Source organism: Pontibacter beigongshangensis, from assembly GCF_014332515.1.
Lineage (GTDB): Bacteria > Bacteroidota > Bacteroidia > Cytophagales > Hymenobacteraceae > Pontibacter > Pontibacter beigongshangensis.
This window is the reverse complement of sequence record NZ_VFSD01000005.1, coordinates 94014-107380: the sequence shown is the minus strand read 5'-3', so window position 1 is coordinate 107380 and position 13367 is coordinate 94014. Positions and strand designations below refer to the sequence as shown.

General features: G+C 44.2%; 10 protein-coding genes and 1 pseudogene. 10 read left to right on the top strand and 1 reads right to left on the bottom strand.

All coding sequences use genetic code 11. From position 1 onward, the window contains the following. From FJM74_RS06395 to FJM74_RS06365, 8 genes and pseudogenes are all read left to right on the top strand, one after another. Window positions 1-963 (top strand): PD-(D/E)XK motif protein, encoded by a 963-nt coding sequence (locus FJM74_RS06395; RefSeq protein WP_187261745.1) that lies wholly within the window; start codon window positions 1-3, stop codon window positions 961-963. Next, a complete protein-coding gene (locus FJM74_RS06390; protein WP_187261744.1) occupies window positions 963-3356 on the top strand; it encodes an AIPR family protein in 2394 nt (797 codons plus the stop codon). The genes FJM74_RS06395 and FJM74_RS06390 overlap by 1 nt, the downstream gene beginning before the upstream one ends. A 63-nt stretch (window positions 3357-3419) precedes the next feature. Further along, on the top strand, window positions 3420-4658 hold the full coding sequence (locus FJM74_RS06385) for a hypothetical protein (RefSeq protein WP_187261743.1): 1239 nt from the start codon (window positions 3420-3422) through the stop codon (window positions 4656-4658). Beyond that, window positions 4652-6043: a hypothetical protein gene (locus FJM74_RS06380; RefSeq protein WP_187261742.1), complete on the top strand. Its 1392-nt coding sequence runs from the start codon at window positions 4652-4654 to the stop codon at window positions 6041-6043. The genes FJM74_RS06385 and FJM74_RS06380 overlap by 7 nt, the downstream gene beginning before the upstream one ends. A 90-nt stretch (window positions 6044-6133) precedes the next feature. Further along, window positions 6134-6262: a hypothetical protein gene (locus FJM74_RS22520; protein ID WP_262890426.1), complete on the top strand. Its 129-nt coding sequence runs from the start codon at window positions 6134-6136 to the stop codon at window positions 6260-6262. A 102-nt stretch (window positions 6263-6364) separates the two neighbouring features. Next, window positions 6365-7485 (top strand): annotated as a pseudogene (locus FJM74_RS06375) (IS3 family transposase). A gap of 816 nt (window positions 7486-8301) precedes the next feature. After that, the gene (locus tag FJM74_RS06370) at window positions 8302-9057 is read left to right on the top strand and encodes a ParA family protein (protein WP_187261741.1); all 756 of its coding nucleotides are present in this window, start codon (window positions 8302-8304) and stop codon (window positions 9055-9057) included. A 247-nt stretch (window positions 9058-9304) separates the two neighbouring features. Continuing rightward, complete coding sequence (locus FJM74_RS06365) at window positions 9305-9670, top strand: hypothetical protein (RefSeq protein WP_187261740.1); 366 nt, start codon at window positions 9305-9307, stop codon at window positions 9668-9670. Window positions 9671-9709: 39 nt separating this feature from the next. Here the strand turns inward: FJM74_RS06365 and FJM74_RS06360 are convergent, their stop codons facing one another. Continuing rightward, window positions 9710-11449, bottom strand: coding sequence for a phytanoyl-CoA dioxygenase family protein (locus FJM74_RS06360; RefSeq protein ID WP_187261739.1), 1740 nt, complete (start codon window positions 11447-11449; stop codon window positions 9710-9712). A 94-nt stretch (window positions 11450-11543) separates the two neighbouring features. Here FJM74_RS06360 and FJM74_RS06355 point away from each other — a divergent pair, with 94 nt between their 5' ends. Together FJM74_RS06355 and FJM74_RS06350 are read left to right on the top strand one after the other, a co-directional pair. Continuing rightward, window positions 11544-12305, top strand: coding sequence for a nucleotidyltransferase domain-containing protein (locus FJM74_RS06355; protein ID WP_187261738.1), 762 nt, complete (start codon window positions 11544-11546; stop codon window positions 12303-12305). After that, window positions 12296-13360 carry a nucleotidyltransferase domain-containing protein gene (locus FJM74_RS06350; RefSeq protein WP_187261737.1) on the top strand — a complete coding sequence of 355 codons (1065 nt, stop codon included), beginning with the start codon at window positions 12296-12298 and terminating at the stop codon, window positions 13358-13360. The genes FJM74_RS06355 and FJM74_RS06350 overlap by 10 nt, the downstream gene beginning before the upstream one ends. The last annotated feature ends 7 nt before the right edge of the window (window positions 13361-13367 follow it).

Sequence of the window (13367 nt, the reverse complement as noted above, 5' to 3'; positions counted from 1 at the left end):
ATGACCAACGCACGACTTGAAAAGCTTTGGATCGGACTGAATCATAGCGGCCAATCTGAATTTGAGTTTAAAAGAGTAGACAGTATTTGCATACCGGAACTGAATGTGGGGCTGAGTTCTAATCTTCAACGCTGCCTTATTTTAGAGTTGCCGAAAGGGTTTTCTGGAAATTGGCCGGAAGTCGTTAAAGATAATCTTTCCCTTTTTTGGTATCCAGAAACTGGCTATATTATCATTCAACTATTAGATGCCAACTATAATGATTTGTTCGACGATTTGATACTTTCCATTTATCGGAATATATCGGGGTTGTCCCAACCAAGTGATTACATCACCAATATGATCCGGATCTTCAACAAATGGAGTGGATTCTTTATTGACAGTCAGACTGGCAGAATGCAGACTAATGTCTTGCGTGGGTTAATTGGAGAACTGCTTGTATTAAGAGACATGCTTACTCAAGCAAGTTATGCCACAGTTAATAATGTTTTGTCATCATGGCGGGGGCCTTATGACCAAGCTCGGGACTTTATCTCTGATCGCATAGACACTGAAGTAAAGACAACCGATGGTAATTCCGACATCCACATCTCTAGTGAGTTTCAGCTGCAGCCTGAGCCAGACAAAGAGCTTCATCTGGCCGTTGTCGAACTGGAACTGGATCTAGCCGATGGAATATCACTGCGAATTTTAGTCAATGAGCTTCGTCATATAATCGACAATTTGCTTGGTGATACTTCATTGCTACTCAGGGCGCTTTTTCAAAAAGGGTTGACATACCATAATCTTTTTGAATATGATAATTTAAGGTTCAAAGCCCGCCGGATTATCATTTATGATTGCTTGCAATCTGCATTTCCGGTTCTTATAAATTCTGAACTTCCAGCGCCGATCTATCAGGTATCATACCGACTTCGCTTGGCATCGCTAACTGATTTCATCATTCAAGTAAAGGAGTTGTAATGGAAATTGATGAGTTTCTAATTTATCGCAAAGAGCTGTTGTCAGAATCCACAAATTCGGATGGGTTTGTACAACAGAGCCTGTTACTTTCCGAGGTGTTACCACTGATGGCTGACGCGCGCTTAATTGATTCAGAGGAATGCAATGACGCTTATTACGTATATCCTGCAGAGAACCTGAAAATAAACGGGTATTTGGTTAATGAGTCAGGGGAGCGTCTGCAGCTTTTCCTAGTAGATGAAACATCAATAGACTTACGGGTTACAGACGATAGTCTCAAGATATCGCTGAAATCCCATTACGAGAACCAGTTCCGGCGCGCAGTGCGATTTGTTTCAAAAGCGATAAAGGGTCATCTGACCGAAGAACTGCAGTTATCTAGTCCGGTTCGAGCACTGGCTACCCAGCTTGCTTCTGCTTGTGGTGCCGAGCAATATGATGTGATCGAGGTTTTCCTGATTTCAGCAACTGCAACCGTAGAAACACGCGGGAGTTTACCGCAACCTAAAAGACTCGAATTTGAGGACGAGAAACTGTCGGTAACCTTCAGCCGTGGCCGTGAACGGAAAAGTAAGGAAGTGCTTATTCTCAAAAATCTCATTGATCTCAATTTTATGTACAATGTGGTCATTTCTCAAGGAAGCCGCGAACCATTGGTCATTGATTTTGAGAAAACTTTCAATTACAGGATTGAAGCAATACAGGCGGCGAGCGAAGAAAATTTTGAATCCTATCTTTGCGTGTTACCTGCATTTGTTCTGGCAGACCTATACAAACGCTACAGCTCAAGACTGCTTGAAAAGAACGTCAGGTCTTTTCTTCAGTTTAAGGGTGCGAATGCCGGTATCAGGGATACGATCCGGAAAAGTCCTGAAAAGTTTATTGCTTTCAACAACGGCATTACGGTTACTGCAACCGGAATGGAAAGCGTAGAGGAAGATGGCCGTACATATATACAGACACTTCGTGATTTCCAGATCGTTAATGGGGGCCAGACCACTGCAAGTATTTTTTTCACCAAGAAGGATGGCTATCCGGTTGATAAAGTAAGGGTGATGGCCAAAATTAATGTGGCAAAGAATGTTACAGAGGAAAAGCTTGACGAACTGATATCAAACATCAGTAAGTTTTCTAATTCGCAATCGAAAGTATCTTCAGTAGATCTTGACTCCAGGAACCCTCAACTTACCCGTATAAAGGCCTTGTCCGACAGTGTGATCACGCCATCAGGTAAACGTTGGTTCTTCGAAAAAGCAAAAGGCGATTTTAACACCCGGCTGCGTATTGCCGGTAACAACCGAGGACGACTCGAGCGAGAATATCCGAAGGATATGCGGTTTAGTAAAGAACAATTAGGTAAGTATTTCACTGCTTGGGGAGATCAGCCATATGTCGTAAAGAAAGGTGGCGACAAAGTCTTCCGTTATTTTATTAATACGATATCAGGAGAGGAAACTAAAATTAAGCCGGAAATAGACCGTAATTTTTTTGAAATGCTGATTGCCCGGGTAATATTGTTCAAGTCTTTTGAAAATATCTATGGGCAAGGCAAAAATTCATTAGGTCAGATACGATCTGCCGTTGTTCCTTATGCGCTTTCAGTATTGTATGGAGCAACTGACGGGCTCCGCGGCGGCAAGCCTTTTGACTTGGCAAGAATCTGGCAGCGTGAAGGTCTTGAGGACGACTTTGCTAATTTTTCTCGTGAGCTTATGGTAACAATGAATGCCCTTATAAAAAAGTATGCTCAGAGCGATGATCCTGCTGAATATTCAAAAAGGAAAGACTTATGGGATAACATTTCTGGGAGCCCCGAATTGAGGGCATTCATGAACTCACCAACCGCTAAAACAATTTTGACAAAATATACGGTGTCAAAAGATGGAGCTGGAAGTAAAGAACGGGTAGCGAGAAAGGCAAAAATTAAAGAAGTAGATTTTGCTTTGCTCAGCGATAACATTCAGATCTATTCAAGATCGGCCAACTTTTACAGAAAGCTTGGCTCAGCATTGGCTAACTGGTTACCCCCAGGTCAACGGCAGAAGGTCGATCACCTTATCCATTGCATTGTCGCAAAACTGGATATCACAGCTGAGTATGTAGAATTTGAACGTGAGCTTATCCATAAAGTACGTGCTGCTTGGCCTGAAGTATTGAATAGTTGTATAGATGAAACACAGGAGCGCTGGCTAAACGCATTTGATAAGGTTACTAGCCTGTATAATCAATGTGTTTCCGAATCACTGGATATTTTATCCGAGTTTCAAAAGCAGCGTGAGGTAGCAAAACTCAAAGGTTTAAAGTATTATTCTGTATATGATGAAATAGGGAAGATGCTCACTGCTGGTAAAGCGCCAACTATGCACCAGTTGGATATTATGACTGCGGCCTGAAACAAATAAATGTGTTTAGCGATTAGGTACTTTTTAAAATCTACTAAGAATTGAAATTTGGTAATGAAGGCTGAAGTTAAAGATGTGATAACTGAAGGTAGCTCGTACTGTTATCTGGTGAGTATCAAACTATCCGATTATATTAAAAATCTTCCTGATAACTACATGAACTATGAAGTCCAGCGGGAAATTGTAAACAATACTTACCTCGATAATCTTATTCAGACCATCATAGATAATCGTCACATACCGCTCATGGTGCTTGTAGCGGAAAATAGCGACCTGAAGCCCATCAATAAAATCATAGATTTAGGTGCATTTAAAGTATTAGATGGTTTACAAAGAACTTACAGGCTTAAAGTAATTTATGATACTATTGCTTTGGCAGCAGATGAACTTGCAGTCAATCCTGACATAACAGATGTGGGAAGGTTACAGCTTTCTAGGCAATTTAATGTGAAGCTAGCCTTAATTAATAGTTCGGTACTTATACTAGAAAAATTACTGGCATATGTGAAAAGACAGGAAGTTTCCGTCTCAGAATCCCTTAATAAATTGTATGACCGTCGGCAATGGTTTGAGCTCTGGGTCGGTCTGGAACCCCGTGAGGAAGTTAATAAAATGCTTATTCTAAATGCTGGTCACAAAGCTGTAAAGAATCAACATCAGCTTGAATTGTTGTTTAGCAATATGCTTCCGCTGTTCAAGCAGCTCGGATTCAAAGGATTCACAGTAATTCGGGAAAAAGAGGTTCCTTCAATCACCTACTCAAAGAACCGCATTCCTGGGCAATTCCATTTTTCGCACCTGATAACGGCTATTTTGTCCTTCAATGCCGGAAAGCCAATAACGAATAATGTAAACCTGATTCAAAAAACTCAGGCGGAGGATTTCGATGATTCTATCTTTGACCATTTAATTAATTATAATTTCTTCTATCAGTTTATTGGTACGCTGATGGGTCTGGATAAAAAACTTACCGCTAGGTATGACGGGGCTGCAGTGAAGTGGTTGGGCCGTGAAACATCACTTACGGGTCTGTTTGCCGCCTGCGGTAAGTATGCACAGGAGCACGAAATTTCATCGGTTGAATCGCTGCAAATTCTTGAAAAAAAAATAGGTGATCATCCGGATGTTCTGCGCCTCGATACATTCGAAATTGTTCGCAACTCAATGGACCTTGCTAAGATTAACATCGGTTCGGTAAATAAGCGTGCTGTTTTCCTAGCGACCAACGACATTCTCAATGATATAACTACAGCGGCAGATTGGCTTGCTTATTTCAAAAAGGAACAATGGTAAGCAGGTTAAATATAATCTATACCAATCTGCTGCAACGACTTGCAGATTATACCATTGCTTATGCCGGCTTTCAGTCTTATTACGACAGTTTTTCGACGCAGGCAAAAATGAACAGGCTGTTCGAACTGGCTGAAATCGTAGCCAACAATCAGGCGGCTGTTATCCAGTCAAGGGACGATAACGTTATTCATAATGATTTTCAGCCACTTTCCATTGCTTTGACTGAATTGGCAACAGAGTTTCCAGACTATCCTGCTGGCCGGATTACTGAAACCCTGTTGATGATTAAAATTATTAACGTGATTGAGCAGGAAGTATCTGGAAGCGGCAACCCGTTCAATCTGTCGGTACAGGTTGATGAAAATCTATTTTGCCTTGAGCCTATAACACGCATGATGAAGCCTTCAAATTTTTTGTTTGAAGATGGTACTTCTACTGAAAATTCACTTGTTCTGATTAACCTCTCCGACTTGCAGGAATTGCAGGACTTTTTAGACAATAATCCATTTAGCGTCGAATTGCGGCTGCATTTACTGATCCAACTTGGCCGTCCTGCATTCCCACTGATAGCTGGGCAATATGCTCTTATAAGATTTGCTCAGAAAGGGCACAGCGATGCCATCTATTCCTGTGCGGCATTGCACCTCGTGAAGGCAGGATACCTTATACACCAACCTGTATCTTATTCGGGCGTACCAACAGTAAGTGCTGCGCGCCGTATTTTGTCTGATAAAGAATTTCAGCAATTTTCAGATTCGCTGATGATTTTAAGCGAGTATAACAGTCAACAGGACATACTTGATAAATACCTGAGGATTTACCATTTAATAGAACATTTCATGTTCCGCAAACCTATTGTAGAACTTGAACGCAGAAGGAATAACCGGCCGTTTTCTATTCGTGACTTTCGTAATCTTTATCGCAGTGTTGAGCAAAGTGAAGCTGAGGCGCTGAAAGCTCTTCTAAAGACAGTGATGATTTTGGAGATTGAGCCGGGTATCAGCTTTATCAATAAAATGTTCGTTGAATGGCAGGCTTTACATCCTGTCCTAATTGCTGACGTCAGTCATATTAACCGGCTGTTTGACTTACTGCAAATCAACAAAAATGCCTTTTCTTACACAGCTGTGACCGCTGACAAATTAACCGAAATTTTTCAAAAATTGGTGTATGCTTTCAGAAACTCTATTGTACATAACAAGGCGACAGAGTTTCACCTAAACCATGAGACAATGACAAGTCACCATGAGACCGGTAATGCAGCACAAGTTGTAATTGAAAAATTCCTGCTACCGTGGCTCGAACAAATATCATTTTATCTCATAATTGAGGATAATGACCTTGTTTGGTACCATAACCCGCATCTAATTTTGTTTAATACTTAATTAAAATGTTAATAGTATAGTGCCCCAAAAACTAGACTGTAAAACCCGGTAAGATTAGGATGCTAAACTCAACTACCTAAAATTAGCATCATGACATATTACAAGAAGCACAGCACCAAGCAGAAGATCTCTCTGGCGGCAGTCAAAGAGAACAAGATTTTAAGCCAGTTCAGCTCAAAGTATGGCGTTACCTCTTCACAGATCTCTGCCTACAAATAGCAACTGGTTCAAGGGGCAGAGGAACTGACCTCCCCCCGAAAAACCGGACCGTTGTAAAGTAGAGAAAACGGGCAATATCGTATAGTTTAAAAACGAATTGCCATGAAGAAATCAAAGTTTACCGAGGCGCAGATCATCTTCGCCCTCAAGCAGGCAGAGACAGGTGTCAAAGTGGAGGAGGTGTGCCGCAAGATGGGCATCTCGGATGCCACCTTCTACAATTGGAAGAAAAAGTACGGTGGTTTAGGAGTGTCGGAACTCAGGAAGCTCCGGCAGTTAGAGGAGGAGAACCGTCAGTTAAAGCAGTTGGAGGCAGACCTGAGCCTAGACAAGCAGATGCTACAGGATGTGCTGCGAAAAAAGCTCTGAGACTAGCCCAGTCAAAGCGGCTGGTCTCAGAGCTACAGCAAGACTACCGAGTTTCCATCACCAGGGCTTGTAAGGTGGTGCTATGCCAATGCTCCGGCTGGTATTACCGCTCCAGAGCCAGAGACAGTTCGGTGATCCGGAAGCGGATGCAGGAGATCGCCCAGGTGCGGGTCCGCTACGGCTTCTAGCGTATCTTTATCCTGCTCCGGCGGGAAGGCTGGAGAGACAACCATAAGCGCATGTACCGCCTCTACAAGGAAGAGGGGCTGAACCTGAGGGCAAAGCGCCCGAAAAGAAACAAGGCCGCCGCACACCGGCTGGGGCGCCCAGAACTCTCTACTCACCAAGAGTGCTGGAGTATGGATTTTGTGGCCGATCAGCTCTTCGACGGCAGAAAATTCCGCTGCTTAACTATAGTGGATAATTATAGCCGCCAGTGCCCGGGTATTTTGGTGGGGCAGTCCCTGAAGGGAGAAGATGTGGTAGCCGCTTTGGAAAAATTAAAACAGGAATACAGTGCTGTGCCCAAGCGTATACAGGTGGATAACGGGAGTGAGTTTATCTCCAGGGCACTGGATAAATGGGCATATGACAACACGGTGACGCTGGACTTCTCCAGGCCCGGGAAACCCACAGATAACGCCTTTATCGAATCCTTCAATGGTAGTTTCCGGGATGAGTGCCTAAACGTGAACTGGTTCCTTAGTCTGGAAGATGCAAGGGAGAAGATAGAAGCATGGCGGCAGGAATATAATGGCTTCCGTCCTCATAGTTCATTAGGTGACAGAACACCGGAGGAGTGGGTAGAATATAATATAGTAAAACCCGAATTCTCTACTTTTCACATGTCCTAAAAATGGGAGGAGCTCATCAGAATACATTAGAAGAAATTTTTACACCCCTAAGGTGAGGAAAACTCTAAGAGAGCATCTAAGAGAGCAGGTAATCATAATGGCAGTCTGTCATGATCAATCATGTACTTGTGGTTTTCAGTTAACTGTAATATGTATTAGATGGCTAACGGCAACTCTACATTCAAGTATTAGACATCTGTATTCAATCACGAGACAGGTACCTCATCAACCCTCCCCCCATATTAAATTGTAATTACCCTACCCCCCCTTGTCAGCTCCTCAGTTTTAAAACTGGCGGAGAATAAAAAAATTAAATAAGTTTTAAATCTGGGTGTTCAGGTGCTGCCGGTTCAGCATCTACTGCTATTTAAAGAAACCTTTATCTCCGTCACTTGTTCTAGAGAAAGGAGGGGTAATACGCTCTATATTGTGCATAACGTACATCAATACCTTATCCGGCAAACATTCAAAAATTGTAGAGCTTTTGTAGAGCTTCCGTAGTTCTAAGACTATCCTCAGTAGTTTTAATTCATTAGAACGAGCCTTGCCCACCTCCTGTAATGATTTTCGTTGTTCGCATTCAGTTATTTTTCGATAGACTATTCAGTCATGTTTATGGTGCAAAATCTGTTTTTAGAGGTTTTTATACTTATTGGTGCGAGAAAATAAGCAATGCTGAAATCTATACTTCAAAAAGTCTTGCATTTAAAATTAAACAATACTAAATTGATTTATTAAAATATGATTTTTTGTAGAGGTTGTGCAGGATTTGTAGACCTGGCAAATGTGATATAGTATAAATCTTATAATTCCTGTATGAGTAAAATTGTTTGTATCATTAGTAGTAAAAGTGGTGTAGGAAGAACCACTACAACGCTCAATCTTGGTGCCGCTATAAGTAAACAAGGAAATAAAGTATTGCTTGTCGACATGTGTTGGGAGGCGAATATGACGTTACATTTTAATATCGACTCTAGTACTAATACAGCCGATCTGCTAACTAAGAGGTCGAGATTTGAAGATATTGTCACAACCGTAAAAGACGGATTGGATATTTTGCCTTCAGGAGGTAGTGAAATGTTTAATGCTCTTGAGTTGATTTCTAATGGAAAGAACAGAGAACATGTTCTTAATTACGCACTCAAGGCTCATGCACGATGTTATGACTACATACTAATTAATACTTCTCCTATTTTAAATCTGCTTGCTGATAATGCCTTATATGCTGCGGATTACTACATGATAGTTCAACAGCCTGAGGTATATGCTTATAAAAGTATGGACAGGTTAAATAAATACATAAAGTTTATAAGCAGCGAGACAGGGTTAAAAAATGGCGGTGTGGTAATAACACGGTTTAATGAAAAGCAGTGTAGTAATCTTCACCGTCATATATATGAAGTAGTTCGTGATGATCCGTCCAATAAAATTTTCTCCACTACGATCCGTACAAACATAGAAGTTGTAGAGGCCGCTACATGTAACTTGAGTGTCATTGATTATGCCCCCGCATCTACTGGGGCCAAAGATTATATGCAGCTCGGGTTAGAAGTGCTTGATCGATTTAAATGATCTTAAAATTTGTAGTTGCATCAAACTAAGAAGGTTTAAACTTCAAAGGTTTAACCTTCTTGAATTTTCGAGCCCTAGACTTTTGAAAAGCTAATAATTTATGATGCTGCCAAATGACCATTATTAGCTTTGTGTTCACTTAATCTAACTAAGGAATATATGTTAAAGAATTGCCATGGGGCTGGTATAGCCTTGATTTAATTATCACCTTAATTTAATTAACATTCATTATAAGCACCCAAAAACTATGAGTTATAGAAGGCTTAATAAAGAAGAAGTGATAAAGCTAAAAGAGCTTGTTATGAGAGGAGTTCTTCCAAAAGACATTGCAAACTTTTTTAAAATAGCTATAAGTTCAGTACACAATCATAAAAGATCATTAAGGGAGCAGGGACTAAATATTCCAATAGCGCGGAAGGGGGCATTTGAAAGGTATCACTCTAAGGAGCCTCCACAAGTACATGTTCAAGGTAACCAGTTAGAAGTAGGGGCACAATATTATTTTGATAAAGAAGGTAATGTACATCTTATAATAAATGATGCGTCTATTATTATTGGTTTTATGGCTAACAAGGTTTGTATAACAAATAATCAAGTCATTATAGAAGTATGATGACTTCTATTAAACCCTACAAACAATAATGCGCGTCAACTATATATTCTCTCGCTCCAGCCACTCCAGTTCTCCAGGCAGTTCCTTGTTGTTAAATTCCAGATGAATTACCCGGCGGTGCTTATTATTTTCAGTTTTGGATGAGGCATGCATCGTAAGGGGTTTCATGAGGTGGACACCGCCCTTCTGCACCTTGCAGCACTTACTTTCTGCAGAATCTCTTATCTCAGCTATCTCAGCATCTGAAAGGATATTAAAATGTGTTCTAGGCATCACTTTCAGAGCCCCATTCTGCTCGTCCGTGTCATCCAGATGGATGCGCACCGTGAAGGCGCTCTGCAGGTATTCCACCGGCGGCCGCACGCTCACCAGCCCTGCCTTGTTTGTCCAGCCGCTGAAACCATCTACCTCCTTTTTCTCCACTACATTGATGGGTACATCCTGATGCCAGGTCACGTACCAGTTCGACTTCGGCGGTTTGTCAAAGAAAATGGCCTTGGTCAGGAAGTAGTCTTCTTCGAAACCCTCCCGGATGAGCTTGCACAGATTATCGTTGAAGATGTGCTGCTTCAAATTCGGGATTTCCTTCAGCAGCCCCCGAATGGCGAACAGATCATCGGTTCTGCGGAAGCGCTCCTCGTTCTCAGTCGCCCTGCTAATGGTGGAGAGAATCTTTCCCACTTCCTTGCTGGTGTAGATGTTTTCCAACACGGCATAGCCCCGGCGCTGTACTTTTGTGATGCTGTGGCTGAGTTCCGTCAGATTCAGCTCCTTCTCATACTGTTCGGCCGCATGGCACATCTTCTCATGGATCCTTCGCTTTAGCCTGTGCGGCTTTAGTACTTTAATGCAGTCGCCAAAGCCAAGGATCTCCCGCTCCAGCTCGAAGTTGAGCTGGACGTGCAGCCGAATGATGATGCCGCTGCTGGTTCGCTCCACCAATTGCTGTGAATGGTGCATGGGCTTAGTGAGCACGTAAGGCGCGTTCTCCCTATTGATGTAGAGCTCCACCTCTTCCGGTCCCTCATGAGGGTTCACCGAAACACCGATTACATGCTTAAAATAGTCTCCCAGATTCAAGGTCTCATTCTCCAGGAATGGCTCGTGTGACTCCTCAAGATTCATTACTCGATCCAGCGCCAACACCAGCACAGGCAAGCTTCTCTTTTTGATACCCAACACGAACCAGCGGTTGCGGTACTCTTTTAGCAGGTATGGGTGAAAGACAAAGTCCTGCGCCTCCCGCGCCTTGAAAGACTGGTAGGACATCAGCACGGGCCGCCTCCTGATAATAGCTTGGTAAAGCGCGTCAAGGTGCTCCAATCCCTTCAGGTGATCATTCTTTTCCAGATCAATAACTGATAACTGCTTGGTCTTGGCCGTGTGAATCCTGTCCTCCAAGCGTTGCACCATACCATTCAGCTCATGGAAGTGCGTAAAGCCCTTGAACTGCCGCAGAATACCTGCTACCTCTGTCAGCTTGCCCAGGTCCTGCTCCGTAAGCGGTATATTAGTTATGGAATAATCCGGGTCTTCGTAGCTATAGTATTTCTTGTCGATGACCACAATTGGGGCGTTGTACCCTAGCTTGTCGCTACGCATGAGCTGCAGGTCCATCTGCACGGTGCGGCGGCTCACGCCCTTGTCTATGCCTTCGTACTCGTACAAAGCATCGGAGCAGGCATCGATAAGATCCTCCAGCGTCCATTTCCTGTACCTGTTTCGAAGGCAGTTATCAAGGGTGCGGTAGCGGACAAGGGCGTTGCGGTTAACGGGCATAAGAATATATTTTTTTAAATATAGAAAATAATTTCTGCTGCGCAAAAACACTGCGCAGTGCACCCTTAGCTTTGACGCTTAAACTAACAGGGCCATGCAAGAACTGATACACCAGAAGCTAAGAGATGTGGAGCGGCAATACAACGTGAGCATCCTGCTTGCCTGTGAGACGGGCAGCCGCGCCTGGGGCTTTCCCTCCCCGGACAGCGATTACGATGTGCGCTTTATCTACCGTCACCCGAAGGACTGGTATCTTTCCATAGATGAAAGCCGGGATACCATCGAATACCTGAACGGTGACCTGGATTTGGTGGGCTGGGATATCCGCAAGGGCCTGCGCCTGCTGCGGAAATCCAATGCCGCTATGTTTGAGCGCCTGCAGTCCCCCATCATCTACCTGGAGCGGACAGATTTCCGGCAGCAACTTAGTGTCCTGTTACCAGATTATTTTTCCTGCCGTGCCGGGCTTCACCACTACTTGGGCATGGCCCATAACTACTACAAAGTATGCGAGCCGGCAGATGAGGTGAAACTTAAAAGCTATTTTTACCTGATGCGCACGGCACTTGCCAGCCTTTGGATAGTAGAGAGAAAAAGTATTCCACCGCTACGCTTCCAGGAACTGCTGGTGCTGGTAAAGGATGAGCAAACACTGGCTACCATCGGCAGCCTGCTGGAACTGAAGGCAAAAGTAGACGAGAGATACCTGCACCCCAAGGAGACGGCGCTGGAGGCGTACCTGAAAAGTGTGCTGGACTTCTGCGAGAGCAAAGCTAATGAACTGGAGAAACAGCAGGGCGAGACAGCGCCGCTGAATACTCTCTTTAGAGAAACAATAGACAAACCATGGCACTAACCATAGAAGACCTGAAGGAGAAGAACCTGCTGCTGCTGGAGTGCATCAGCGGCAGCAGGGCCTACGGCCTGAGCACACCTACTTCCGACACGGACATCAGGGGCGTGTTTGTGCTGCCGGAGGAGGAGTTCTTTGGGCTGGACTACGTGGAGCAGATCAGCAACGAGAGCAACGACATCGTCTATTATGAGCTAAAGCGCTTTGTGGAGCTGCTGGCGAAAAACAACCCCAACATGCTCGAGCTCCTGGCCATGCCCAAAGACTGCGTGCTCTACCGGCACCCGCTCTACGAGAGGTTCAGACCGGAAGTCTTCCTCTCCAGGCTCTGCAGGAACACTTTTGCAGGCTATGCGCTTACGCAGGTGAAGAAGGCGCGAGGGCTTAACAAGAAGATCGTGAACCCGGTGGAGCCTGAGCGAAGGGATGTGCTGGATTTCTGCTATGTCGCGCAGGGGCAAGGATCGGTACCGGTTCGGGAGTTCCTGCAGCAACAAGGGCTACAGCAGGAAGCCTGTGGCCTGGCTAGGATTCCGCACATGCTGGATCTGTACGCGCTGTTTCATGCCCCGGACACGCCCCTTAAGGGGATCGTGCGGAGTGAGAAGGCAAATGACGTATCACTGAGTTCCATACCTAAAGGGCTGCCCCCTATAGCGGTGATGGCCTTCAATAAAAACGCCTACTCTACCTACTGCAAGGAATACAAGGAATATTGGGAGTGGGTGGAGAAGCGCAGCCAGACGCGGTATGAGAACACGCTCTCACACGGCAAGAACTACGATGCCAAGAACCTGATGCACACCTTCCGCCTGCTCGACATGGCGGAAGAGATCGCTTCGCAGGGCCAGATCATCGTGCGGCGCCCTAACCGGGACTTCCTGCTACAGATAAAATCTGGAGCGTTTGAGTATGCCGAGCTGCTGGCTATTGCCGAGGAACGCATTGCCGGAATGGATGCGCTGTACGAAACATCTGCCTTGCCGGAAGAACCTGATCTGGAGAGGTTGAATAGGCTGCTTGTAGAGGTGCGAAAAGAATTTTACAAAACAGATTAACTGCGCA

What these genes read in the sequence shown, in the direction of transcription:
- FJM74_RS06380 (WP_187261742.1), top strand. Translation starts at nt 4,652, where the DNA reads ATGGTAAGCAGGTTAAATATAATCTATACCAATCTGCTGCAACGACTT.
- FJM74_RS06350 (WP_187261737.1), top strand. Translation starts at nt 12,296, where the DNA reads ATGGCACTAACCATAGAAGACCTGAAGGAGAAGAACCTGCTGCTGCTG.
- FJM74_RS06370 (WP_187261741.1), top strand. Translation starts at nt 8,302, where the DNA reads ATGAGTAAAATTGTTTGTATCATTAGTAGTAAAAGTGGTGTAGGAAGA.
- FJM74_RS06385 (WP_187261743.1), top strand. Translation starts at nt 3,420, where the DNA reads ATGAAGGCTGAAGTTAAAGATGTGATAACTGAAGGTAGCTCGTACTGT.
- FJM74_RS06390 (WP_187261744.1), top strand. Translation starts at nt 963, where the DNA reads ATGGAAATTGATGAGTTTCTAATTTATCGCAAAGAGCTGTTGTCAGAA.
- FJM74_RS06395 (WP_187261745.1), top strand. Translation starts at nt 1, where the DNA reads ATGACCAACGCACGACTTGAAAAGCTTTGGATCGGACTGAATCATAGC.
- FJM74_RS06360 (WP_187261739.1), bottom strand. Translation starts at nt 11,449, where the DNA reads ATGCCCGTTAACCGCAACGCCCTTGTCCGCTACCGCACCCTTGATAAC.
- FJM74_RS06365 (WP_187261740.1), top strand. Translation starts at nt 9,305, where the DNA reads ATGAGTTATAGAAGGCTTAATAAAGAAGAAGTGATAAAGCTAAAAGAG.
- FJM74_RS22520 (WP_262890426.1), top strand. Translation starts at nt 6,134, where the DNA reads ATGACATATTACAAGAAGCACAGCACCAAGCAGAAGATCTCTCTGGCG.
- FJM74_RS06355 (WP_187261738.1), top strand. Translation starts at nt 11,544, where the DNA reads ATGCAAGAACTGATACACCAGAAGCTAAGAGATGTGGAGCGGCAATAC.